Origin of the sequence: Rheinheimera soli (genome assembly GCF_021290985.1) — a bacterium.
GTDB lineage: Bacteria > Pseudomonadota > Gammaproteobacteria > Enterobacterales > Alteromonadaceae > Pararheinheimera > Pararheinheimera soli.
Genome location: NZ_JAJOYU010000046.1, coordinates 1 through 23,968 on the forward strand (window position 1 = coordinate 1; position 23,968 = coordinate 23,968).

Annotated in this window: 24 protein-coding genes and 1 pseudogene; 13 read left to right on the forward strand and 12 right to left on the reverse strand. The window is 47.6% G+C overall.

Annotated elements, in window-relative coordinates; translation table 11 throughout:
- Nucleotides 1-57: 57 nt before the first annotated feature.
- The 4 genes from LSG37_RS19870 to LSG37_RS19885 form a co-directional block, all read right to left on the reverse strand.
- The gene (locus LSG37_RS19870; RefSeq protein ID WP_233081736.1) at nucleotides 58-861 is read right to left on the reverse strand and encodes a DUF1338 domain-containing protein; all 804 of its coding nucleotides are present in this window, start codon (nucleotides 859-861) and stop codon (nucleotides 58-60) included.
- 84 nt (nucleotides 862-945) lie between these two features.
- Nucleotides 946-2,430 carry a succinylglutamate-semialdehyde dehydrogenase gene (astD, locus tag LSG37_RS19875; RefSeq protein WP_233081737.1) on the reverse strand — a complete coding sequence of 495 codons (1,485 nt, stop codon included), beginning with the start codon at nucleotides 2,428-2,430 and terminating at the stop codon, nucleotides 946-948.
- Nucleotides 2,427-3,458, reverse strand: coding sequence for an arginine N-succinyltransferase (gene astA, locus LSG37_RS19880; protein ID WP_233081738.1), 1,032 nt, complete (start codon nucleotides 3,456-3,458; stop codon nucleotides 2,427-2,429). The genes astD and astA overlap by 4 nt, the downstream gene beginning before the upstream one ends.
- A gap of 70 nt (nucleotides 3,459-3,528) precedes the next feature.
- On the reverse strand, nucleotides 3,529-4,734 hold the full coding sequence (locus LSG37_RS19885; RefSeq protein WP_233081739.1) for an aspartate aminotransferase family protein: 1,206 nt from the start codon (nucleotides 4,732-4,734) through the stop codon (nucleotides 3,529-3,531).
- 156 nt (nucleotides 4,735-4,890) lie between these two features.
- On the opposite strand from LSG37_RS19885, the gene LSG37_RS19890 reads away from it, so the two are divergent.
- From LSG37_RS19890 to LSG37_RS19900, 3 genes are all read left to right on the forward strand, one after another.
- Nucleotides 4,891-5,319: an Lrp/AsnC family transcriptional regulator gene (locus tag LSG37_RS19890; protein WP_233081740.1), complete on the forward strand. Its 429-nt coding sequence runs from the start codon at nucleotides 4,891-4,893 to the stop codon at nucleotides 5,317-5,319.
- Nucleotides 5,320-5,464: 145 nt separating this feature from the next.
- Nucleotides 5,465-7,153: an NAD-dependent malic enzyme gene (locus tag LSG37_RS19895; RefSeq protein ID WP_233081741.1), complete on the forward strand. Its 1,689-nt coding sequence runs from the start codon at nucleotides 5,465-5,467 to the stop codon at nucleotides 7,151-7,153.
- Nucleotides 7,154-7,312: 159 nt separating this feature from the next.
- On the forward strand, nucleotides 7,313-7,882 hold the full coding sequence (locus LSG37_RS19900; protein WP_233081742.1) for a hypothetical protein: 570 nt from the start codon (nucleotides 7,313-7,315) through the stop codon (nucleotides 7,880-7,882).
- Between the two features lie 118 nt (nucleotides 7,883-8,000).
- Here LSG37_RS19900 and LSG37_RS19905 read toward each other — a convergent pair whose 3' ends face one another.
- Genes LSG37_RS19905 through cadR form a run of 3 tightly spaced genes read right to left on the reverse strand, consistent with a single transcriptional unit; the run spans nucleotide 8,001 to nucleotide 9,679 of the window.
- Nucleotides 8,001-8,354: a YnfA family protein gene (locus LSG37_RS19905; RefSeq protein ID WP_011918391.1), complete on the reverse strand. Its 354-nt coding sequence runs from the start codon at nucleotides 8,352-8,354 to the stop codon at nucleotides 8,001-8,003.
- Nucleotides 8,329-9,237, reverse strand: coding sequence for a cation diffusion facilitator family transporter (locus tag LSG37_RS19910; protein ID WP_011918390.1), 909 nt, complete (start codon nucleotides 9,235-9,237; stop codon nucleotides 8,329-8,331). The genes LSG37_RS19905 and LSG37_RS19910 overlap by 26 nt, the downstream gene beginning before the upstream one ends.
- Nucleotides 9,238-9,268: 31 nt before the next feature.
- Complete coding sequence (gene cadR / locus LSG37_RS19915) at nucleotides 9,269-9,679, reverse strand: Cd(II)/Pb(II)-responsive transcriptional regulator (RefSeq protein ID WP_014611695.1); 411 nt, start codon at nucleotides 9,677-9,679, stop codon at nucleotides 9,269-9,271.
- A gap of 76 nt (nucleotides 9,680-9,755) precedes the next feature.
- Between cadR and LSG37_RS19920 the strand changes: the two genes are divergently transcribed.
- The 5 genes from LSG37_RS19920 to LSG37_RS19940 all read left to right on the forward strand — a co-directional run bounded on the left by LSG37_RS19920 (nucleotide 9,756) and on the right by LSG37_RS19940 (nucleotide 16,595).
- A complete protein-coding gene (locus LSG37_RS19920; RefSeq protein WP_019677902.1) occupies nucleotides 9,756-10,661 on the forward strand; it encodes a cation efflux transmembrane domain-containing protein in 906 nt (301 codons plus the stop codon).
- A 42-nt stretch (nucleotides 10,662-10,703) separates the two neighbouring features.
- Nucleotides 10,704-11,069 (forward strand): cobalt transporter, encoded by a 366-nt coding sequence (locus LSG37_RS19925; RefSeq protein ID WP_233081744.1) that lies wholly within the window; start codon nucleotides 10,704-10,706, stop codon nucleotides 11,067-11,069.
- A 51-nt stretch (nucleotides 11,070-11,120) separates the two neighbouring features.
- A complete protein-coding gene (locus LSG37_RS19930) occupies nucleotides 11,121-12,365 on the forward strand; it encodes a TolC family protein (RefSeq protein WP_233081745.1) in 1,245 nt (414 codons plus the stop codon).
- Between the two features lie 78 nt (nucleotides 12,366-12,443).
- Nucleotides 12,444-13,463: an efflux RND transporter periplasmic adaptor subunit gene (locus tag LSG37_RS19935; RefSeq protein ID WP_127347558.1), complete on the forward strand. Its 1,020-nt coding sequence runs from the start codon at nucleotides 12,444-12,446 to the stop codon at nucleotides 13,461-13,463.
- 9 nt (nucleotides 13,464-13,472) lie between these two features.
- A complete protein-coding gene (locus tag LSG37_RS19940; RefSeq protein ID WP_233081746.1) occupies nucleotides 13,473-16,595 on the forward strand; it encodes an efflux RND transporter permease subunit in 3,123 nt (1,040 codons plus the stop codon).
- Nucleotides 16,596-16,660: 65 nt separating this feature from the next.
- Here LSG37_RS19940 and LSG37_RS19945 read toward each other — a convergent pair whose 3' ends face one another.
- Both LSG37_RS19945 and LSG37_RS19950 read right to left on the reverse strand, forming a co-directional pair.
- Nucleotides 16,661-17,071: a DUF3703 domain-containing protein gene (locus LSG37_RS19945; protein WP_011918383.1), complete on the reverse strand. Its 411-nt coding sequence runs from the start codon at nucleotides 17,069-17,071 to the stop codon at nucleotides 16,661-16,663.
- 133 nt (nucleotides 17,072-17,204) lie between these two features.
- Nucleotides 17,205-18,377, reverse strand: a complete 1,173-nt coding sequence (locus LSG37_RS19950) for a DNA-binding protein (RefSeq protein WP_233081747.1) — start codon at nucleotides 18,375-18,377, stop codon at nucleotides 17,205-17,207.
- A gap of 267 nt (nucleotides 18,378-18,644) precedes the next feature.
- Between LSG37_RS19950 and LSG37_RS19955 the strand changes: the two genes are divergently transcribed.
- From LSG37_RS19955 to LSG37_RS19975, 5 genes are all read left to right on the forward strand, one after another.
- Nucleotides 18,645-18,920: a type II toxin-antitoxin system TacA family antitoxin gene (locus tag LSG37_RS19955; protein ID WP_046556408.1), complete on the forward strand. Its 276-nt coding sequence runs from the start codon at nucleotides 18,645-18,647 to the stop codon at nucleotides 18,918-18,920.
- A complete protein-coding gene (locus tag LSG37_RS19960; RefSeq protein WP_046556409.1) occupies nucleotides 18,921-19,439 on the forward strand; it encodes a GNAT family protein in 519 nt (172 codons plus the stop codon). It abuts the gene before it with no gap.
- Between the two features lie 15 nt (nucleotides 19,440-19,454).
- Nucleotides 19,455-20,705 carry a site-specific integrase gene (locus tag LSG37_RS19965; protein WP_092793012.1) on the forward strand — a complete coding sequence of 417 codons (1,251 nt, stop codon included), beginning with the start codon at nucleotides 19,455-19,457 and terminating at the stop codon, nucleotides 20,703-20,705.
- A gap of 9 nt (nucleotides 20,706-20,714) precedes the next feature.
- A complete protein-coding gene (locus LSG37_RS19970) occupies nucleotides 20,715-21,260 on the forward strand; it encodes a DUF8453 domain-containing protein (RefSeq protein ID WP_046556411.1) in 546 nt (181 codons plus the stop codon).
- 328 nt (nucleotides 21,261-21,588) lie between these two features.
- Entirely contained in the window at nucleotides 21,589-21,846 is a 258-nt protein-coding gene (locus LSG37_RS19975) for a hypothetical protein (RefSeq protein ID WP_233081748.1), read from the forward strand.
- A 264-nt stretch (nucleotides 21,847-22,110) separates the two neighbouring features.
- On the opposite strand, the gene LSG37_RS19980 is transcribed toward LSG37_RS19975, so the two are convergent.
- The 3 genes and pseudogenes from LSG37_RS19980 to LSG37_RS19990 form a co-directional block, all read right to left on the reverse strand.
- On the reverse strand, nucleotides 22,111-22,323 hold the full coding sequence (locus LSG37_RS19980; RefSeq protein ID WP_233081749.1) for a hypothetical protein: 213 nt from the start codon (nucleotides 22,321-22,323) through the stop codon (nucleotides 22,111-22,113).
- 9 nt (nucleotides 22,324-22,332) lie between these two features.
- On the reverse strand, nucleotides 22,333-23,304 hold the full coding sequence (locus tag LSG37_RS19985) for an ExeA family protein (RefSeq protein WP_011790475.1): 972 nt from the start codon (nucleotides 23,302-23,304) through the stop codon (nucleotides 22,333-22,335).
- Nucleotides 23,294-23,968: pseudogene (locus tag LSG37_RS19990) on the reverse strand (IS481 family transposase); the annotation flags it as partial. The pseudogene LSG37_RS19990 and the gene LSG37_RS19985, both read right to left, overlap by 11 nt.

Consider the following 23,968-nt stretch of genomic DNA (forward strand, 5'->3'; position numbering starts at 1 on the left):
AAAAATAAAGGCCGGATACTTATCCAGCCTTTAGTCGTCAAAATAGACTTTTAGTTATTAACGCACGTTGGTGCTTTCAAAAATCTTATCCGCAGAAGCCGCAACAAAACCACCGTACAGCTGGCCGTTGGCCATAGGGTAACGACGGGCAAATTCGTAGAAGCAACTAGGGATATTGCGAGTGCCATCGCTAAACTGAACCGGAGCTTCGTCTGCCAGAGTAGAAGATTGTTCCAGTAATACTTCTGGCGTGCCTTTGATTTCGCCACCTGAGGTGTTTAACGGGAAGCCTGCATCTTTTAATGCCTGATTAACCGACTCTAAGGTCTCATAGTTATTCAGTGCATTGACGCTGACCGTAAAGTGGTTGGCACGGTAACCCCAGACAGACATCCATGCGGCATATTCACTTTCAGCTAATAAGGTTTCGTAGCTGGCTTGATCAATAGTCCAATGACGGCCTGAATACAGAAAGTTATCTGCTGTTACTGCAGCTTCTGGGATTTGATCAACCAGTTTACGCACTATGCTTTGCAGCTCCGGGGAGCATTTCTCTAACAACAGCTCGGAGATAAAGACTTTTGGCAGAGTTGGGTCTTTATGTTCAAAATGTTTGGCATACAGCTTTTTCGCTTCAAAGTGGTATTCGCCACCTTCGGTATAACCTAATGCCAACAGGTGAGCCGCCAGTTTTTCCAGACCTACTTTTTCGATATTAAAAGTGCGCAGCGCAATGTGATCATTAATCACGTCGTTCTGTTGCGATGAGCCTAAAATAGCGTGAATTTTTTTCGCAGAAGGGGTGACTTCCAGGTAGTTAGCCCAGAGTTGGTTAAACAGTTCTTTCACATCAGTATGCATAACGAGTCCTGCTCTGTTGATTATGGTGTTCTAGCTGACAAGTGTAGCGACCTTGCCAGCTTATTATGTTGATCTGGTTCAGCTTTACAGCATTAACCCCGGGCTTAATGTGGCTGGCAATACAACCTGGTCAGCTTCAACTGAAGATACAGGGTAAGCGCAATAATCGGCCGCATAATAAGCACTGGCTCTGTGGTTACCACTGGCGCCAATGCCACCAAAAGGTGCTGCGCTGGAAGCTCCGGTAATAGGTTTGTTCCAGTTGACTATGCCAGCACGAATGCGCTGGAAAAACAGCTGATAATCGTCAGCAGAATCAGCCAGTAAACCTGCAGATAAGCCGTATTTGCTGTTATTAGCTTCAGCAATAGCCAACTCAAAATCATCGTAACGATAGACTTTTAACAGCGGGCCAAAGTGTTCTTCATCAGGAATACCCACAACTCCTGTTACATCAAGAATACCTGGTGTGGCATAAGCGCCATGAGCTTCAGGTAAGGTGAGTTCAACCAATACTTTAGCACCCATACTCACCAGCTGTTGCTGAGCCTTGGCCATACCTTCTGCTGCTTTGGCAGAAATCATAGCGCCGTAAAAAGGCTGCTCTGTGGCAAAAGGGTCGGCAACCTTGATGTTTTTAGTGGCAGCTACCAGCTCTGACAAAATGGCATCGCCATTGGCGGTATTTGGCACAAATAAACGACGGGCACAGGTACAACGCTGGCCTGAACTGATAAATGCAGACTGAATAATGTCATGCACAGCGGCTTTTACATTGGCCACATCTTTGATGATCAGCGGGTTATTACCGCCCATTTCCAAAGCCAGAATTTTACCAGGCTGGCCGGCAAACTGTTGATGCAAATAGTGGCCTGTGCCAGAGCTGCCTGTAAAAAACAAACCATCTAACTGAGGATGAGCAGCCAGGGCTTTACCTGTCGCTACTTCACCTTGTAATAAGGTCAGCACAGCTGCTGGTAAACCAGCCTGTTGCCATAACTGAACTGTGTATTCCGCCACTTTAGGCGTCAGCTCAGATGGCTTAAATACCACCACGTTACCGGCAATGAGCGCTGGCACTATATGACCATTTGGTAAATGACCCGGGAAGTTGTAAGGGCCAAATACTGCAACCACACCATGAGGCTTATGGCGGATAAAAGCCTTAGCGCCTGGCATTGGGTTTTCTACTGTGCCGGTACGCTCTTCATGGGCGCGTTTGGAAATAGCAATTTTTCCAATCATGGCGGCCACTTCAGTACGGCTTTCCCATAAGGCTTTACCGGTTTCTTCAGCAATAGTACGAGCCATGGTTTCAGTGTTTTCTTGCAGTAAGGCAGCAAATTTTTCAATCACCACCAGGCGCTCAGCAAGAGATAACGCCGACCAGCTATAAAAGGCCTGACGTGCGGCCAATAAGGCCTGATGCACTTGCGCTTCATCAGCACTATTGCCGTGCCAAATGGCTGTACCTGTTGCCGGGTTTACAGACTGAAAAGCTAAACCAAAACCGGCTTGCCATTGACCTTCGATAAACTGCACTGCTGTTTTTGTAGTAAGTTCTATCATTTCACTGCCTTTTCTAAGGAAAGGTAACGCACAAAATCGCCATTGCTGACCATCAGAGCTTCTGCTAATTCAGGACTAATCACCAGTTCGTGATTGTCATTCAGTGCTGCATTTTTGCTAAATACAGCGCGGAAATTAGCGGTTTGAGTATTACAAACAGCAAGGGTTGCGTTACCTTCAACAGGCGCCACCAGAACTTTAACTTTATGGCTGTTGCGCACTGATTTAATTTGTTTTAACTGGCACTCAACCGTCGGGCCACCGTCAAATAAATCGACATAACCACGGTGGAAAAAACCTTCGTTTTCTAAAAGCGCTAAAGCAGGTTTAGTGTTTTCATGCACTTCACCTATGACTTGCTGCGCAGATTCTGGCAGCAAGCTGACGTAAATAGGATGACGCGGCATCAAGTCGGCGATAAAGCCTTTATTACCCACACCAATCATATAATCGGCGGTAGGGAAGTCGATGCTAAAAAAATACGACTGCAGCCATTTCCAAAACGGCGGTAAACCCGAGTCATCGGCCACACCACGCATTTCTGCGATCACCATTTTGGAGAAACGCTTCGGGTGCTCGGCCATAAATAAAAACCGGACTTTGGATAAAAAGCGGCCATTTAAGCCCTGACGGTAAGGCTCGCGTAAAAACAGCGTACAAATCTCAGACACACCTGTGTAGTCGTTACACATGGTCAGCACTTCAACTTGTTTAAATACATCCAGCTCTTTGGAGTGGTGCACTACCGTACTTTTATGGAAATGGTACAAAGGGTTTTCCAGGCCAACGGAGGCTTCAATACCTGAAGTGCCAACAATTTCGCCTGTGCTGGTATCTTCCAGTACAAACACATACCCTTGATCGCCCATGGCCTCAACGGCAGTTGCGAAGCTTTGCTCAGAACGGGCAATTTTCGCCTGCAATTTTTGCTCATTGACCGGCAAAGAGGTAAAACCAGCACCTGATTCAATAGCAATTTGCATCAGGACAGGGTAATCCGATTGTCGGATAGGACGGATCAACAACATAAATTTAGTATTCCTGCGTGGTAGCTGCTTAATAAGATAAGGGAGCTCAACGAACTCCCTTCAATGGCTTTTAAGCCTGAACCATCTTAGCGACTGCTTTTTCAAAACGTTTTAAACCTTCGGCAATATCTGCTTCCGGAATAACCAGCGACGGAGTCATACGAATGACGCTGTAACCTGCGACTAACATCATTAAGCCTTCATCGGCAGCTGCCAGCATAAAATCACGGGCTTTGCCCTGGTACTTGTCATTCAGTGCAGCACCTATTAACAGGCCTTGACCACGAATTTCACTGAACACATCGTATTTAGCGTTAATAGCTTTTAAGCCGTTACGGAATAACTGCTCACGCTGTTTGACGCCATTTAAAACTTCAGGTGTGTTTACTGTATCAAAAGCAGCGATACCTACAGCACAAGCCAGCGGGTTACCACCATAAGTAGAACCGTGTGTACCCACAACTAAATGCTTAGCGATAGCAGTGGTTGTCAGCATAGCACCTATAGGAAAACCGCCACCTAAAGCTTTAGCTGTAGTCAGAATGTCTGGAACTACACCTAAACCCATATAGGCATACAACTCACCGGTACGGCCGACACCAGATTGCACTTCATCAAAAATCATCAGTGCATTGTGCTTTTTACATAAAGCGGCCACACCCTGGATAAATTCTGTTGTTGGAGTGATGATACCGCCTTCACCTTGCAGAGGTTCCAGCATCACAGCACAAGTGTTGTCAGAAATAAGTGCTTCTAAACTCGCTAAATTGTTGTATTCAGCATGCACTATATCAGCAGGTTTAGGACCAAAACCGTCTGAATAGGCAGGTTGACCGCCTACTGTCACAGTAAAGAAAGTACGGCCGTGGAAACCTTGTTTAAAGGCAATAATTTGGGTTTTGTGTTCACCCACTTCATTTTTAGCCCAGCGACGCGCCAGCTTTAAGGCTGCTTCGTTGGCTTCAGCGCCTGAGTTAGCAAAATAGACTTTTTCAGCGAAGGTAGCTTTGACCAGCTTTTGCGCCAGAATAAGGGCTGGCTCGTTGGTCATCACATTAGATAAATGCCATAACTTGTCAGCCTGATCTTTCAGAGCGCTGACTAAAGCAGGGTGGCAATGGCCTAAACAGTTCACCGCTATGCCGCCGGCGAAGTCAATAAACTCACGGCCTGTCTGATCCCAAACTCTTGAACCTAAACCTTTTACCGGGATCACTGCGGATGGAGCGTAGTTAGGAACCATCACTTCGTCGAATAAAGATCTGCTGACTTGCATTGTTGTTCTGCCTTTATGCTTTTTGTTGATTACCCCTGATATGGCAGGGTAACTAAGGAATTTCACTTATTATATTGGCCAGACTTACCAATATGCAGTAGCATATTCAACAATATTGCAGTTAATTCTGTCATTTTGATAAGGTAATTGAGCAAAGTGATAAGTTCTGATGACGAAAAACTATTAGGCATGTTGCGCCGTAACGCCAGAGCCAGTATTTCAGACCTGGCCAGAGCCTTGAATGTATCGCGCAGCACTGTACAAAACCGCCTGCACAGGCTGGAGCAAAGCGGTGTGGTGAAAGGTTATGTACTGGAATATGGCAGTGCATTTTTAAGCCAGTTGGTCTCCGCTCATGTGGCTATTAAAGTACGACAAAAACTGACCACTAAAACCAACGTTGAGCTCAAACAAATCAGTCAGATTTCCGAGTTATACGCCATCAGTGGTGAGTACGACCTAATAGCTGTAGTGCAGGCACAAAGCACTGAGCAATTGAGCCATATTCTGGATGAAATAGGCAATCTGGATGGGGTAGAGCGCACCAATTCTTCAGTCATTCTGGAGACAAAATTCAAAAGATAAGGCTGAAAATACTGCATTTCAGGTCTGACCAGCGTTAAATGATCGTCATTTAACAACACTTTACCCAATGTGAGGTTGCCGCTTTAGTCAGACCTGTTATGATCGGCAGCAATTTGAGCCAGCAGGCTAGTTTCGAGAGATCCCCATGAGTACAAAACAACCTCTTTATACCTCCTACGCAGGTCCAGCTTTACTAGAAACTCCGTTATTAAATAAAGGCAGCGCCTTCACCAAAGAAGAACGTATCGCCTTTAACCTGATTGGTTTATTGCCTCCACGTTACGAAACTATTGAGCAGCAGCTTGCACGTGCTTATATGCAGTACTCCAGCTTCGCTGAACCAATCAACAAACATATATATCTGCGTGCTATTCACGATAAAAACGAAACCTTGTTTTATCGTCTGGTAAAAGAGCACCTGGAAGAAATGATCCCGGTGATTTATACGCCAACAGTAGGGGACGCCTGTGAGCGTTTCTCTGCAATTTACCGCAGCGCCCGTGGTATTTTTGTCTCGTACAGCGAACGTGAGCATATGGATGACATACTGCGCAGCGTCACTAAGAAAAAAGTAAAAGTGATCGTAGTCACAGACGGCGAACGTGTACTGGGTTTAGGCGACCAGGGCGTTGGCGGTATGGGTATTTCCATCGGTAAGTTGTCTTTATATACAGCCTGCGGTGGTATCAGCCCGGCTTATACCTTACCTGTGATGCTCGACGTAGGTACTAACAACGAAAAACTGCTGAATGACCCTGTGTATATGGGTTCAAAACATAAGCGTATTACCGGCGAAGAGTACGACGCTTTTATCGACCAGTTTATGAAAGCGGTAAAACGCCGTTGGCCTGAGGCTTTAGTGCAGTTTGAAGACTTCGCTCAGCCAAATGCGATGCCGATTTTAAAACGCTACCGTGATGAACATTGCTGCTTTAACGACGATATTCAGGGCACGGCTGCTGTCACTGTAGGTTCGTTATTAGCGGCTTGTTATAGCAAAGGTATGAAGTTATCTTCACAAAAAGTAGTCTTTGTCGGTGCAGGCTCTGCCGGTTGTGGTATTGCCGAGCAAATCATCAGTCAAATGAAAACCGAAGGACTGGATGACGCAACTGCCCGCAAACAAGTTTATATGGTTGACCGTTTTGGTTTGTTAACCGAAGGCATGGCGGATTTACGTGATTTCCAGCAAGCTCTGATGCAGAAAAAATCAGATTTGGCAGACTGGGCATACAGTGGCGAATACGCTTCTTTATTGGATGTGATGAACTGCGCTAAACCAGATATCTTAATTGGTGTCTCTGGCCAGCCGGGTTTATTCACTGAACAAGTGATCACAGCAATGAAAAAACACTGTGAATTGCCGATTATTTTCCCGTTAAGCAACCCTTCAAAACAAGTGGAAGCCACACCGGAACAAGTGATCAAGTGGACAGATGGTAAAGTGATTATCGCCACTGGCAGTCCGTTTAAGCCAGTGACTCATAAAGGCCAGACTTACCATATTGCGCAGTGTAATAACTCGTACATTTTCCCTGGCATTGGTTTAGGTGTAGTTGCTGTGAAAGCCAGCCGTATCAGCGATGATATGTTACGGATCGCCAGCGAAACCTTAGCTGCAGCGTCGCCATTAGCCAATACAGGGCAGGGATCCTTACTGCCGGCTTTGTCTGAACTGTCTGAGCTGAGTAAAAAAATCGCCTTCGAAGTGGCTAAAATTGCACAAAAGCAAGGTTTGGCGCTGGAGATCAGTGATGATGAATTACTGCAAAAAATTGAACGCAATTTCTGGAAGCCAGAATACCGTGAATACAAACGCGTCAGCGGTCATTAAAATCGGCCACTAAGTTTTCTGTGTTTTTTGTTCAAGTAAGCTAAATAAAAAGTTGGTTTAATCAATGTCTTAGCGATTAAACCAACTTTTTTTGTTTTTCCCTCCAACTATTTCTCCATCAGCTCCGACTTAGTAATAACTGAAGCACAGGAGCTTGCTATGAAATATCAAAAATCATTTACCTTCACTTTGTTATCCGTCGCTATTGCAATCACTGCTGGCTGTACAGTTCAGGCTGAAACCTCAGTAACGAACTCAACAGCAAAACCGGCCCAAATTGCGTTTATTAAAAACTGCAAAGTGATACAACAGCGCGCTATGACCACAGATGAATTCGCCGCTTACCAACGCTTAGAAGCTGTTGAGCAACAAATGGAAGAGTTGCATTTACCTTTAAAAGCCTTTGAGGCTGAAATGGAGCTACACAGTGATCGTATGGCTGAGCTTTCTGATCTTGTGCATCAGGAAGATGAACACAGTATTCGGATAGATAAAGTTAAAATGGCTGAACAGCACAAATTAGCCGAAGAAATTCACGAAATCACAGAACGTCACAGACCAGATTTCGCAGCTTTAGAGCAAAAAGGTGATGAAATCAGCGACATAGCAGATGATTTTACCGACTTACTGGAAAAGTCTGCACCAGCCGGTGGCTTTGATCATATCCAGGTAATATCGGATTCAGGCAAAACAACCGAATGTTACGACGATGGTATTAAACTAATTTGAGGGTTAGCCGGGATTCGGGAAATTTCTCATATAATGATGACTAAGAATATGTTTTTTATGAAATTCATTATTTCGCCATTTACTCACTTTCAAACCGATGCTCCGAGTACAGTCTGCTTCATCTGGGAGCAAACATGATCACTGCCATGCCTGCGAGCATTAGCCCCACGCCAGCCAGATCCCAGCGGTGTGGTTGAATGCCATCTACTCCCCACAACCAGACTATTGCTATTGTTACGTATACTCCGCCATAAGCCGCGTAAACACGTCCAGCAGCCGTTGGGTGAAGCGTTAACAACCAGGCAAATAATGCCAGACTGATTGCAGTAGGTAACAGCACCCAGGCTGAAGCTCCTTTTTTCAGCCACAAGTAAGGCAAATAGCAACCGACAATTTCTGCTATTGCAGTAATGATAAATAAACCTAACGTTGTAATGACGGTCACTTCACTGCACCATATCCGGGAATTCATCCCGACAATCTTCTTGTGTTAACTCCAGTTCTATCGTGGTATGTGCTAAATCAAACTGCTCCAATGCGTTAGCAATACGCAGCTTAATATCGGCATAATGGTTTGCAGTAAATGCCTTGCTGGCATTGGTTACCACATGTGCGGTGAGTACATGATGTTCACCATCAAGCGACCAGAGATGCAGGTGATGAATGCTGTCTAACTCATCAATTTTCAGCAAAGTATCTTGGATTTCATTTTGCAATTTGCTATCTGGCGCGGCTTGCAGAAATAAACGCGCAGTTGTGCTGAGGTTTCGTAAAACATTAACCAAAATAAATAAGGTGAAACCAATAGAAAGCAAAGGGTCAAGGATAGGCCAATCCACAAATTGCAGCACAATAGCCACAACCAAAACTGCAACCCACCCAAGAACGTCTTCAAGCAAATGCCAATTCAGCACTTTTTCATTCAGTGTATTTCCTTTGCTCAAGCGGTAAGCGGCAAAGCCATTGACTGCAACACCCAGCACAGCTAAAGCCAGCATTCCCTCTGTCACCGGCATTACCGGGTTAGCCAGCCGCGGTATTGCCTCAGTCAGTACCCAAACCGATCCGGCAATCAATACCAAGCCGTTAATTAAGGCGCCAAACAATGACAATCTGCGGTAGCCGTAAGTAAATTGTCGGTTTGCAGACTTTCGGCCAAGCCGGTTCAACAGCCATGCACTGCCAATAGATAAGCTATCACCCAGGTCATGCACTGCATCTGCCATAATTGCTGTGCTGTTGGTTAACCAACCGCCGATAAACTCAATTAGGGTAAAACCCACATTAAGAAAAAAAGCCATAGCGATCCGGTTGTCGCTGTCGTCTTTGATATGTGAATGGTTGTGCTGGTGCATTAAGACTCACCTATTTATTGCTGATAACAACTTAGTTGGTTTGACTAACGGCTTCATTCAATTGTTTTAAAATACCACAGTGCTCTACCGTGCGCTTCAAGTTGCAGCTAAGACGTAAAGCCTTTAGTTGTTTATTAAGCTGCGTTAAATCCGCAATGCGACGTTCTACCTGCTCGATATGCTGTTCAATCATCTGATTAACATCATCACACTGCGACATTGGCGAGTCATTCAAACTCAGTAACTGACGAATTTCTGCCAAACTCAGATCTAAACTCCGGCAGTGTTTAATAAATAGCAACCGCTCGATATCAGCGTGATCGTAGAGGCGGAAATTACCATCGCTACGTAATTTCGCCGCAAGAAGCTGCTCCTTTTCATAGTGACGGATGGTTTGCACAGAACAGCCAGAGATTTTTGCCAGCTCTCCAATCTTGATCATCTCGATACTGCCTATTGACTCTATAGTAACTACAGAGTTTAAACTAGGTTTCATATCAACCCAAGGTTTATCGGTTATGAATGCAAAATGCTGTTCCAATGATAAGTGTAGCGAAACGGGCAACAGTGAAAATAGCGCCGTTGATGCACCTGATAAGCATGCAAAATATGCCTACCTTAGTGAATTTAGGGTGCCAAAAATGGACTGCCCTGCCGAAGAGCGTTTGATCCGTATGGCGCTGGAAACAGTTGAGCCCGGTGTTCTGTTACAGTTTGATATCCGACAAAGGCAGGTTCGCGTTTTTCACACGGTGAATGCCAATGAAATTACAACAAAAATGCACAGCTTAGGGCTGGGCGCATCGCTGACAAAGACCGGGCCGGTGAAACCCGAAGAGGTAACGCAGGCCAGACAATCCACAGCATCAGGTTCGCTGCGTGAGGAGTTAATTTTAAAATGGTTGCTGGGCATTAACGCGGTGATGTTTGCAGTAGAGTTTGTGACCGGTTGGCTGGCTCAATCAACCGGGTTAATAGCCGACTCTTTGGATATGTTTGCCGATGCAGCGGTATACGGGGTTGCGCTATACGCAGTCGGGCGTAGTAGCAAGGTTCAATTAAACGCCGCACAGCTTGCCGGCTGGCTGCAATTAATTTTAGCTTTTGGGGTGATCAGTGAGGTGATACGGCGCTACCTGTTTGGTAACGAGCCAGTGTCGACGTTGATGTTAATTATGGGCGCTATTGCTTTGGTTGCTAATGTGATCTGTCTTTCGTTAATTCATCAACAAAAAGAAAGCGGCGCGCATATGAAAGCCAGTTGGATTTTCTCTGCAAATGACGTTATCGCAAATGCTGGGGTGATTTTGGCCGGATTATTAGTCACCTGGACCGGGTCACGCTATCCGGATCTGGTAATAGGGTTCATCATTGGATTAGTTGTACTCAATGGTGCGCGCAGGATTTTACAGCTAAAAGCGTAGCTTGTTGTTAAGTCGCAATAGCGCTAACTTACTGAGGGATTTATGTTAGGTCGTACATCAGGCTTATTATTACTGTTGCTGATTATGCTGAATCATGCCGTGATGGCCTGTGATGCGTTAGTTATGCATTTGCCTGATCATGCCCATGCCTACACTGACCTGCAACATGAACACTGCCACTCAGATACCCTTTTCGACGTAAGCAGTGAGCAAGTCACTGCACATAACGTTGCACATAACTCTGAGCATGATGCCGACGAACACAGTAATCATGCTCATGTGACCTGCTATATCGCTTTTTTTCAGGGCATGGAACTGCTTAACTTCCGTGACAGTGTTATAGCCGCTACCCAACCAGGGTTAAACCTCATTAGCTATCGCCCACCGGTGCCGCCGCCAAAAATCTGATCCTGCTTGTTTATCTTTTTTTATTAACGATTAACTTTCAGGAGCATACCCATGCGTATGAGACTAATGCTGCCAGCAATACTGGCGGCTGTATTTTGCGCGCTTCCGCTACGTGCAGAGCCGCAAGCACTGACATTACAACAGGCAATAGATAAAACGCTGCAACACAACCCTCAGCTGCATCAGTTTAAATTTACCCAACAGCGTCTGTTTGCAGAGCGTGATTTGCAAAGCCTTAAACCCGGTTATCAACTCGGTGTAGAGCTTGAGAATGTTGCGGGCACCGGAGAGGCCAGAGGGCTGGCCGGTGCTGAGCTGACAATCGCCTTATCTTCCGTGATAGAGCTGGATAATAAAGCCCAATGGCGCGCTGCGGTAGTAGACGCCAGGCTCAATACTCTTGAATGGCAGCAACAGGCGCAAACCCTGGATGTGCTGGCAGAGCTTACCCGCAATTATATTAATCTATTGGCCAGCCAGCAGGAATTGACACTGACAGAAGAGGCCGTAGCGCTCTCAGAAGCCCTGCTGCAAAGCGCTGAAAAACGTGCTGCCAGCGGTGCCTTGTCAGATGCTGAAATCATGCGGGCAAAGGCGCAACTGGCGCAGGTTCAGATCGGGCGGGACGCCCTGTTGCAGCGCATTGAGCGGCAAAAAATAGCCATAGCACGTTTTTGGGGTGATACCAGCGCCAACTTTAACGTTGTGGCAGGTAACTTGTTTGCTTTTGGCCAAAGCCGCCCTTTTGCTGAGCTGTATCAGCGGCTGCAACAATCGCCGGCGTTAACCATTTTTGCCTCTGAACGTCGGTTAAAAGACGCTGAAGTGCGACTGGCACAAAGCCAGAATCGCGCCGATCTGAGTTGGCAGGTAGGGGTAAGACGCTATCAGGCCAGTGATGATACAGGCCTTACCTTTGGTATCTCAGTGCCGTTATTTGCTGAACGTCGCAATAGTGCAGCCATCGAAGCTGCGCTGGCAGAGCGAAACAATGTCGAGTATCGGCAGCAGGATAGCTTACTGATCCTGCATGAACGCTTGTTTGATGCGTACTCGCAACGACAGCAATTTATTACCAGTCACCAACAGTTGGCGCAGTACGTGATCCCCAACCTGGAACAAGCGCTGGATCTTACGCGTGATGCATACCAGCGCGGGCGCTCAAATTATCAGGATTGGCTTAATGCCCAGCAAGAATTGTTGCAGGCAAAAAGACACTTACTGGAAACCGCCACTGCGGTGCTATTGAGCCAGGCGACGATTGAACAGCTTACCGCCGAGCCGGTAACGCAGTAACTGACAAGATTATTGCCCCGCTGCCGCACTTCATTAACTGTGCGACGTGGCAAACAGAACATACAGGAAGATAGCATTATGAAACCACATGTAACACTGGCAATGTTTATTGCAGCCTGGCTGATGCCGATGCATGTAATGGCCGCCAATGAGCAAGAACAAGCTCACGTCCATGCCAAAGAACAAGCGGTAAAGCCGCAATCTGACACTAAGAAAAATGAAGAGCACGAAGAACATGAAGAACACAATGAGCATGAAGGGCACGACGAAAACGACGAGCATGAACACAACGAAACCCTAAGCAGCCGCATTAGTGATGATATGGCTACGGCGGTTAATATTGTCACAGACCGTGCTGACAGCCAGCGATTACGCCAACATCAGGTTGTTTATGGCAAGCTTAGCGCTGATCCAAACCGCATCAGCCATGTTAATGCCCGTTTTCCCGGTATTCTTACCTCGGTGAAATTCTCGCTGGGTGACAGCGTAAAAGCAGGCGATGTACTGGCCGTTGTCGAGTCAAATGAGAGCTTAAATACCTATACCATTAAAGCGCCAATTGACGGCGTTATTATTCAGCGCAGCGCCAATGTTGGTGAAGTCGCACAGCAGCAGACGCTGTTTAGCATTGCTGATTTTGGCGGCCTGTGGGCAGATTTTCGCCTGTACCCGTCACAACAAGATGCTGTCGCGACAGGACAAAAAGTGGTCATTATGGCCGCTGACACTGAGATTAACGGCGTAATTGCGCATATCATCCCATCATTAACCCAGCCCTATCAACTGGCCAGAGTTAAGCTGGATAACCGTGACGGTAAACTGTCGTCCGGGCAATTGATCGAAGGTGCTGTGATAAGCGGTGAATTCAACGTTGAGCTTGCCGTTAAAAAATCGGCCATTCAAATACTGGACAATAAAAGCGGTGTCTTCGTGAAAAATAATAGCGAATATGTCTTTTCCCCATTGCAGCTTGGCCGTAGCGACATGGATTATGTCGAAGTGATTGCCGGTTTAAAGCCCGGCCAGTTGTATGTCACTACAAACAGCTATCTGTTAAAAGCGGATATTGAAAAATCTGAAGCCGAGCATGATGATTAAGGGGGCACTATGATTGAATCCATGTTGCGCCTGGCTATTGCGAGGCGGTATCTATTTTTAATGCTGACACTGTTGATTATTGCCATTGGTAGCTGGAGCTACCAACAGTTACCGATTGATGCAGTGCCGGATATTACTAACGTTCAGGTACAAATAAACACGGCGGCACCGGGTTATTCGCCACTTGAAGCAGAGCAGCGTATTACCTATCCGGTAGAAACTGCCCTGTATGGCTTACCCAATTTAAGTTATACCCGCTCATTGTCACGCTATGGCTTGTCACAGGTAACGGTGGTGTTTGAAGAAGGCACGGACATCTACTTTGCCCGCAATTTAATCAACACCCGGTTAAGCGCTATCAAGGATATGTTGCCTGAGGGCATAGAGCCTGAAATGGGCCCTATTTCAACCGGTCTTGGTGAAATCTTTATGTATACGGTGCAGGCCAAGCCGGGCGCGCTGCAACAAAATGGTTCACCTTACGATGCCATGGCACTGCGGGAAATCCAGGACTGGATAATAAAACCTCAGCTGGCACAGGTTAAAGGTGTGGTGGAGGTAAACAGTATTGGTGGCTACAACAAGCAATACCATGTGTTACCCGACCCACTGAAACTGCTTAATTATGGCCTGAGTATTAAGGATGTTGTACTGGCCCTGCAAGCCAACAATGACAACCGGGGTGCCGGTTATATTGAACGTGAGGGCATGCAACTGCTGGTACGCTCGCCCGGTCAGTTAACCTCTCTGGATGACATTGCTAATGTCATTATTACGCAATACGACACAATACCGGTAAAGCTGAGTGACGTTGCCGATGTTGCCATTGGCAAAGAGCTGCGAACCGGTGCGGCAACTCAGGATGGTAAAGAAGCTGTGCTGGGTACAGCCATGATGTTAATTGATGAAAACTCACGCACAGTGGCACGCGATGTCGCGCAAAAGCTGGAGCAGATCAAAAGCTCTCTGCCAGAGGGTATTATTGCTGAAGCCGTATATGATCGCACCACCTTAGTGGATAAAGCCATTGCAACCGTCAGTAAAAACCTGCTGGAAGGCGCATTACTGGTGATCGTAGTGTTGTTTATCCTGCTGGGCAACCTGCGGGCGGCGTTAATCACTGCGGCGGTGATCCCGCTATCAATGCTGATGACCATTACCGGCATGGTACAAGCCGGCGTTTCTGCCAACCTGATGAGCCTGGGTGCGCTGGATTTTGGCTTAATTGTTGATGGTACGGTGATTATTGTCGAGAATGCGGTTCGCCGCCTGGCGCAGGCACAGCACAACGGCCGTATCCAACCGCTAAAAGAGCGCTTAAATACGGTGTATCTGGCAACTGCAGAGGTTATCCGGCCCAGTTTGTTCGGTGTGGCCATTATTACTATCGTGTATATTCCTATTTTTTCGCTGACCGGTGTCGAAGGTAAAATGTTTCATCCTATGGCAGCGACTGTGGTGATGGCCCTGTTATCCGCTATGGTGTTGTCGGTGACCATTGTGCCTGCCGCTGTGGCGGTGTTCTTAAATGGTAAAATCAGTGAAAAAGAAAGTGCGGTCATAAGAGGCGCTAAAACCCTGTACGCACCGCTATTAGCGCTGGCACTCAAATTTCGCTGGCTGGTGATTGGTTTGGCCAGTGCTCTGGTTGGTGTGTGTCTGTGGTTGGCGACCACGTTGGGGGCAGAGTTTGTGCCTCAGCTTGATGAGGGCGATATCGCTTTACAAGCCATGCGTATTCCGGGCACCGGCTTAGAACAAGCCGTTGCAATGCAGGAAATTCTGGAGCAGAAGATCAAAACCTTTGCTGAGGTTGATAAAGTGTTTGCCAGAATTGGTACCGCAGAAGTGGCGACCGATCCGATGCCACCCAATGTGGCTGACAACTTTGTGATATTAAAACCGCGCAGTGAATGGCCCAATCCGGATAAAACCAAAGCCCAATTGGTCGCTGAAATGGAGGCTGCTTTGGCGACATTGCCGGGCAATAACTATGAATTTACCCAACCTATTCAGATGCGTTTTAATGAACTGATTTCCGGTGTACGAGCTGATCTGGCTATTAAGGTATTTGGCGATGATTTAGATCAGCTGGTTACAAGCGCTAATCAAATTCTGCAAGCCGTCAACAAGGTGCAAGGTGCTGCGGATACTAAAGTGGAACAAGTCACTGGTTTGCCAACCTTGTCGGTGATCCCCAACCGAACTGCGCTTGCCCGTTACGGCTTAAATGTGGTTGAACTACAGGACTGGGTATCAGCGGCAATTGGAGGTACGTCGGCCGGTATTCTGTATGAAGGTGACAGACGCTTTGAGCTGATTGTGCGCTTGCCGGAAACCCTGCGTCGCGATCTGGACAAACTGGCGGTGTTGCCGGTGCCATTACCAAATGGGGACTTTGTACCGTTACAGGAAGTGGCTACCTTAGATGTGTCGCCTGCGCCGGCGCAAATTAGTCGTGAAAATGGCAAACGCCGGGTAGTGGTAACCGCGAATGTGCGCGGGCGAGACCTTGGTAGTTTTGTAGAAGAGGTAAAGGCCCAAATCAACCGTGACGTTACATTACCAGCCGGTTACTGGCTGGACTATGGTGGTACTTTTGAGCAGCTGGAGTCCGCCAGTCAGCGCCTTAGCATCGTGGTGCCTGTTACGTTGCTGCTGATTTTAGGTATTCTGGTGATGGCTTTTGCGTCATTTAAAGATGCGTTGATTATCTTCAGCGGTGTGCCGTTGGCGCTCACCGGTGGTGTGTTGGCCTTGTATTTGAGGGGTATGCCTTTATCAATCTCTGCTGGCATTGGCTTTATCGCCTTATCAGGCGTAGCGGTGTTGAACGGTCTGGTGATGCTGAGCTTTATTCGCGATCTCTGGCGTGAGAAAGGTGACTTGCTGTTAGCGATAACGGAAGGCGCGCTTACCCGGTTGCGCCCTGTGCTAATGACCGCTTTGGTCGCGAGCCTCGGTTTTGTGCCGATGGCGATTAATATTGGCACCGGTGCTGAAGTGCAGCGCCCGCTGGCGACAGTGGTGATTGGCGGTATTATTTCGTCAACCTTGCTGACATTGTTGGTATTGCCCGTGTTATATCATTGGGTGCACAAAAACGATAACCGCAAACAGCAAACGGAATAATCATTAACCTGCTTCGCTGCAGCATTGGGCTGCAGCGAAGAACGTTTTGGCAATAGTATGGGTGTTTATGCTAATACGATTAAAACGATAACCGCGTAAATAGTCAGGCGTATTAAGACGTCCCGCCAAATGGGGCTGTCAGCTAGCAAGGGTTGCAAGTCAGCTGGCAAGGGCACTGGCTTTAAAGCAGAGATATTCGCGCCTCCAGGATTTCCCCTTGGAACCCAACCAAATATAAAACCCGGAACCGTTGCTATCAAACGGACGATCTGACCAATAACCTCGCGATTATCATTGCGTTTGAGCCCAATCCGCAACATCTGCCAGTGCGTCGCTATATGCGGTATAAAATATCTCTGCCCTAAAATATGCGCTCTTTCAAGAGACTTAAACGCATTGTCTAAATCATTGATTTCTTCAGCCTCCTGGGCTGAGCGTATGCTGAGTTGGTACTCATGTTTAATTTTTTTATTCATTTACTTTTATGGACCGTACGTTGTAATTGATGTGAACAGTTTTTAGTGTTTTGATGCATTGATGGATAACTACTGATTGTGCTGCATTATATGCCACTGGCCATTGTCGGCCAGTAACAATGATAATGTCAGGTTATGCCAGTCTCAGGAGCCTTTCTGGTAAGGTATAGGTCTCGCCGTCAAAACTCACAGAATACTTCACAGTGTCGCCCTTTTTCACGCAGCGCTCGACCTGGCCAATGCGATCATATAAGGCATGATCCGCATCGACCACAATAACGTCTTCGCCTTTGGCATATTGGGCTGGCGTCGAAATGGCGTTGACTGTAGAGAATGTCTGCCAGAGTTGCTGCTGGGTACTGAGCGACGCGGATAAAGCCGCTTTTTCCTGCAGCCAGGCTTGCTCTTTTTCTTGCAAACTGGCAACTTTAGCCGCCGCTTCCGCATACTGTTGCTGCAAGTCTTCGTGTTGCTTTTGCAATCTGTTTAGCTCGGTATCTTTACGATAGAGTTTTTGCTCCGTTTGTTGTTGGCTGTTCTGGATCCCCAATAATTGTTGCTCAATCTTACTGACAGACTGTGTGGCGTGTTGCAACTCCGCCGACTGTTGCTGTGTTTGAGCTTTTAAGGTTGTACATTCCTGTTGTTTAACGCTCAACGCTTGGTGGCTTAATCGTAACTCAGCCTGTAGTTGTTGTACCTGATGATCATGCCGGTGCTGCTCTTGTTCCCGTTGCGTTTTCACAGACTCACGATAATGCTCAAGCGCCTGACGGGCATGAGTATGCTTCTCTTCCAGCGACTGAATATGCTTGTCTTTATCCTGGATTGTGCCGCTTAGATGGCGATTTTCCGCAGTAATAGAAGATAACTGCAACGCATCCTGATGACGGGCATGTTTCAGTTCTTCTATCTGCGCTAAGGCTTCGCGGTGTTGGTGTTCCAATTTATCCCGATGTTCACTGATGGCCATCAATTCCTGTCGTAGCACGTCAAGTTGTCGTTGGCGCTCTGCGACGACGAGGTTATGCCGCTCTTCCGTAGTCTGAATGCGCTGCATGGCCTCTTCCTGGAGGCGCTGTGCTAAATGCCCCACGAACTGGCCTAATTCGTCACTTAGCGCTGAAAGGTTGTCAAGACGTCCTTTCTCATCGACTTCAAGCTCTCGCAAGTACTTCAAAATCGTGGTATTCGACCCGGTGCCTAACTCCGACCGGACCAGTTCGACAGATGGGTGGCGTCCTTGCGCAATGAGCTCGTTCCGAACCTGCTGAACCTGATGCTTGGTGATCCCGTCTCTGGCCATGGTTTACCCTTAATCGTAATATTACGTAATGTGTAATTACATAATATTACGATATCCGCAAATTGCAAATAACCAGCTTAATCTAACTCCTGATAATAGGGCATTATCAGGGGTAATAGCAGATCAGAGCTCCAAATAGCCTTTCGGCCATACATAATGGCGTGCGGTACCGGGCAAAACACAGCCGGCATTATCACGCTTTTTCTTGCGGCAATGTGCCGTACAGGTCTATACTGTGCAGGTCTTTTTTTGTACAGAGGGGATATCATGGCAACAGTACTTCGAGAGCGGATCGAAATGCGGGTGGATGCAGAAACCAAGCAATTGGCAGAACGCGCGGCAGCTGCTTCAGGCTGCGCATCCCTGACGGAGTTTATGGTTCGTCTTATTCGTGACAATGCCCCACAGATCCTGCAGGCTCAGGCAGCCATTGAATTGACGTCAGCCCAGTTTGATCAGTTTATGCAGGTATGTGAAGCGCCACCCACGCCGCATGCTCGCTTAAAGGCGGCGGCAGCCCGACTTGACCATGAGGGGTTTTAATTGGCCTTGGCAGCGGAATTTGTGCTGCTGGATGCAGCCCTGCATGATTTAAAAGGGTTTGATTGTGGCAAAGCAAGTCTTAATGACTACCTGAGCCGGTACGCAGTGCGCAATAGCGGTTTGGGTTTGAGCCGGACCTGGGTACTGACCGAACAGGCCGAACACGGTAAACTACCGATCGCTGCCTATTATACTCTGGCCAGTAGTACCGTGGCACGGGAAGAGCTGCCTGCGCAGAATAAATCACTGCCGGCGTATCCGGTACCGGTCGTGCTGCTGGCTCGACTGGGCGTGTCTGTTCACTATCAGGGGCAGCAACTAGGAGCTAAAACACTGGTGCAGGCACTGAGGACAGCTCTTGAACTGGCCGATCGGGGCTTACCGGCCCTGGGCGTAGTCTTGGATGTGTTGGATGATGCGGCCCTACGATTTTATCAGCACATGGGCATGTTTATGCCGCTGACCGACCAACCGCAACGATTGTTTGTGCCGATGGGCACTATTCGACAACTGTCTTAGTACGGAGGTGGCCTGGTGAGTAAAGTTGATCGTTATTTACAGGCTGCCACACGCGAACATACCCGGCGTAGTTATCAATCGGCGGTCGAACATTTTGAAGTTGCCTGGGGGGGCGTGTTGCCGACCACCGCCACGGAGTTGGCCCGCTACCTAGCGCATTACGCCGATACACTGGCTATCACGACCTTAAAGCAGCGGCTGGCCGCGCTATCCAGTTGGCATCAGGCCCAAGGCTTTGCCGACCCCACCAAAGCTCCGTTGGTTCGTCAGGTCTTAAAAGGGATCCGAGAACTGCATCCGGATAAAGCGAAACAAGCTAAACCGTTACAACTCAATGTGCTTGAGCAGATAATTGGCTATCTGGATCAGCAAGCACTGCAGGCCCAGCAGACAGAAAACTATGCCAAGCACCTGAGAGCCGTTCGTGATAAAGCCTTGGTGCTGATGGGATTCTGGCGTGCCTTTCGCAGTGACGAGCTCAGTCGTCTTCACATCGAACATCTGGAGTTCGTGCCAGGTGAAGGGATGATCGCCTATCTGCCGCGAAGTAAGACTGACCGGACCAATCAAGGCCAGGCTTTTCGATTACCTGAGTTGCAGCGGCTATGCCCGGTCGACGCCTGCCGGCAGTATTTGGTGTTACTGCAACAAGCGGCCGGCCCTTTGTTTCGCGCAGTCAATCGCTGGGGCATGGTCTCTGAGTCGTCCCTACGCGCCGATAGCATCATTCCGTTACTTCGACACCTTTTGCAACAAGCTCAGGTGGACGACGCGGCACTGTATAGCAGCCATTCGCTGCGCCGGGGCTTTGCAAACTGGGCTAACCAACAAGGGTGGTCCCTGAAGCAACTCATGGAACACGTCGGATGGCGCGATGTAAAGTCTGCGATGCGCTATCTGGAATCAAACGATCCTTTCTCTCAACAGGCAATTGACCAAGCTTTGGCGCTACCCGCACCGAGCCAAGTGCAAAATCAGTTAAAGACACATGTCCTGGAATTACGGCTTCACCTTCAGCCTTACCATCAACGTGGACGAAGCTCGGCCGCTCGACAGCATATAGAACGGTACTGTCTGAAACCTTACGCCATGAGTAAAGGAAGCCAGCAAGAGAGTTATTTGTTGACGATGCAGGCGCGGGATCACGAGGAACTGGATGGCATAGTGGATGACCTGTTACTACAGCTCCATGATGCCGCCAGAGCGCATCAATGCATGGTCGAAATTACACTGAAAGAGCAAGCTACTGGGCAGCAATGGGATTAAGAGGTGAATATGGATTGGATGGACGTTGGTAAGGTTGGTCTTTCGAGCGCGGCTTTTGGCATATCCTGCTTAGCGCTCTGGATATCTCATCGAAATTGGCTGCGCAGTAATTGCCCAATAGTGGTCGCATGCATAGAAACAGCGACAGCTCAAGATGAAGCGTTCATTGCCTATAATCTGATTGTGGTGAACACCGGCAACCGGCCAGCGGTGAATGTGCGGCTTTACTGCGAGGACTCCGATCTTGAACAATGCATTCAGCCTGGGCCCCATGCAGGGAAAAAGCCGGGGTCCACATGGACTCATGTCAAAAAATGTTTTCAGGAGGACGCCGAGATCCCGGTGTTGCTGAACGGCAAGTCTGTGTCGAATTCATTTGGGTTTACTGGAGTGAATCAACAATCGTTTTGGAAATACAATTCCCGATTGAAAATCACACTGCGATATGCTGATTTGGATGGAACGAACTATCGCAAAGAGCTGATTTTACTGATTAAGGATTCTGTGGCTTTTGCTGGTGGAATGTGGTCCATGCCGGAAGAAACCAAGAAGTAAGCATGGTGCCAAGGACGATCCATTTTCAGAGGGTAATCGTTTCATAAGACTGAGGTAAAATATGACTGATCCTGATACAACGCAGAAATCACAGGTACTCTGTAAGCATTGCTGTCACCCAATCCCTCATGGCGCACGAATTTGCTCGATATGCAGCTCTTACCAAAACTGCTTCAGTTTTATCCCATTTTCTAGCACGATACTTGCGCTTCTCACTGCACTTATCTCTGTTATTGGGATTGTGATCCCATCACTGTATGGCATTTTTCATACCCCTCAGTCTGAGGCTTCACTCACTATGCCTTCTATTGATGGGACGACCCTTCGTGTGACTGCTGTAAACACGGGAGACGCGCCTGCATCACTGATCCGAGCATGGGTCAGCAGTGATTTATTAGCAGGTGCCACTAAAGTGAAACTGAGAAATGACGACGATGCCTTGCTGGTACCTGGGCATAAATTACTCGTCTTTGATATTATTCCGCTCTTAGATGAGCAAGGCTCTTATCAGCACTCGCTTGAAATGATGTCGTATATCACTCAAAACAAACCGGGGCCATCTACGTGTAGTGGCTCGCAAACATAATCCCGCAAGCTTGATTACATCCGGTTTTCCCGACTCAGATTAATTGATAATAAGCCAAGTGCTCGGCTCACAATCAGTGCCAATGAGATTTGCCGCTGTGCCATCGGGCTTGAATTCATCTAGCTAGGCTCACATTAGGTACCAACAAATGACTTGAGTTGCGTAAGTACGGTTTTCGTCATAATGTCCATTTCTAACAGTCTCTCCAGCGTATCCATGACCATCACTTCGTTTTCAGGTTGAATGTCTTCTGCAAGCCACCGCTCACATTGCTGCTGAAATAAACTCAGCGAACCCAGCTATTCCTGGTAAGCTCTTTCCCGTTCTGATTAGCTCACAGGCCGAAAACAAAAATGGATTACCCTTTGCTTTCTCCAGGTTGAGGGTCTGCTGTTGGGTACTGCTGTGCACTTCCTCAACCATTTGAACAAGTAAAGGCAGCATGCTAATCGGCTGCCACTGTATCTTTTCAGACATAAAGTTCCTTTAAATGGGCAGCCCAGCTTCCCGCAAGTCCTGCGTAATTTCTTTGACCCGATTAGCATCCAACTCACCTTTAAAAAATTTCCGAAGCTCAGCCGGTTTGTAATGAAACTGATCCACCAGTACTTTTTCGCTGTAGCCATGCCGGATAAGACGTGGCTCTATATCATTGATCCGTCTGGACAGGGTTAAATCCAACACGTCAACCGTGATAGGTTTCACACCCACATTAAAACCTTCTTCCAATGCCAGCGATAAGTGTTGCTCAATTTGCAATGGTGTCGTCAATCGCTCTACCAGGTAGTCGATGGCCTGTTCCTCGATGACATCTGTGGGTTTGGTTTTATCATCTGTGCAATTGTCCAGCAGCCAGTACACGTACTCGCGCAAGTTGCCCTGCATAGCATCTAATGACACGACAATGGTCCGATAACCTACTTCTTCCATCGTTGGGCCTTTTAAGTCATTTTTTAGCTTTGGATGACCGGCTAATAAAATTGACAGTTTGCCACCACCGTCTCTGATCACTTCCATCAACCGTTTTAATCCCGTCAGCGTACGATGATGCAAATCATGGGCTTCGTCCACTAACAGCACCACTGGCTTTTTGACATCCTGAATTAAGTCGCGTAATTCACGTTCCCGCTTCTCGCCGAGTTTGGGTACCCGATAGTCTTTATCTCCGCTGACATCATAAAACAGAGCGGTGATCAGCGTTCCAAGATTGGTCTTTGTCTTCTCGACAGACAACGATTTTGCAACAATGACTTTTTTCTCTTTCGCCAGTAAGTCTTGCAGTCGTGATAATGTCGTGGTTTTACCGCTGCCGACTACACCGGATAATGCAATCAGCTGCCCCTCAGGGATCACCTTTTTGAGCTGATTAAAGATCCGCCGCTGGTGCTCAGTTTCGAAATAGTCCGCGTCCCGAAAATACTTAATAATGCCGTAGTGCTCCATGACTTCAAGTTGCATGAGTGCTATCTCCTTTTGGATGGAAGTACGATTTCAGTCGTGCCATGACAACGGATTTTTCCAATGTTTCATCCAAAATGGCTTCTATAAAGTCCCGATCTGTTTGGCTTAACAGCGCCAGTGGCTTACCGAGATAGTCTGCGATGGCGAGCTTTGCTTTGAGTACACTTGAGTAGCTCAGGTCGTTATAAGGATCAGGGTCTGCAAACGGTTTATCCGCAATAACATTCACGGTTTTAAGCATCGTTTTGAGGATGGCCACATTTTGCTCGTCCCCAATATCCCGCAAGCTCAGCGACTTTGCCAAAGTTTCTAATTTATCTAATTTTTTCTCAGCCTGAGTCTTTTTAAATTTCCGGTACCGGTAGAGAGGAATAGGACCGCTGACTGGAAGATATGCTCCGTACCGCTTGCCTTCATGTTCAACAAATAGTTCGTCGTCAAACAGCCCCCACCAGAGTACAACCCGTTCACCGGCAAGTTCCGGACTGATTTCATAAACGGTGCCATCGACGCTGATCCTGGCATCAATGCCGACAGTACGTTGCTCCGGTTCTCTGGCAAATGCACAAAATCGCTCCCAGCTGCACATGCTTTGAATACCAGAAGGCGGAATATTGAGTTGCCAGTCCTCCATGCGGGAATGAGTCTCTAAACGGTGCGC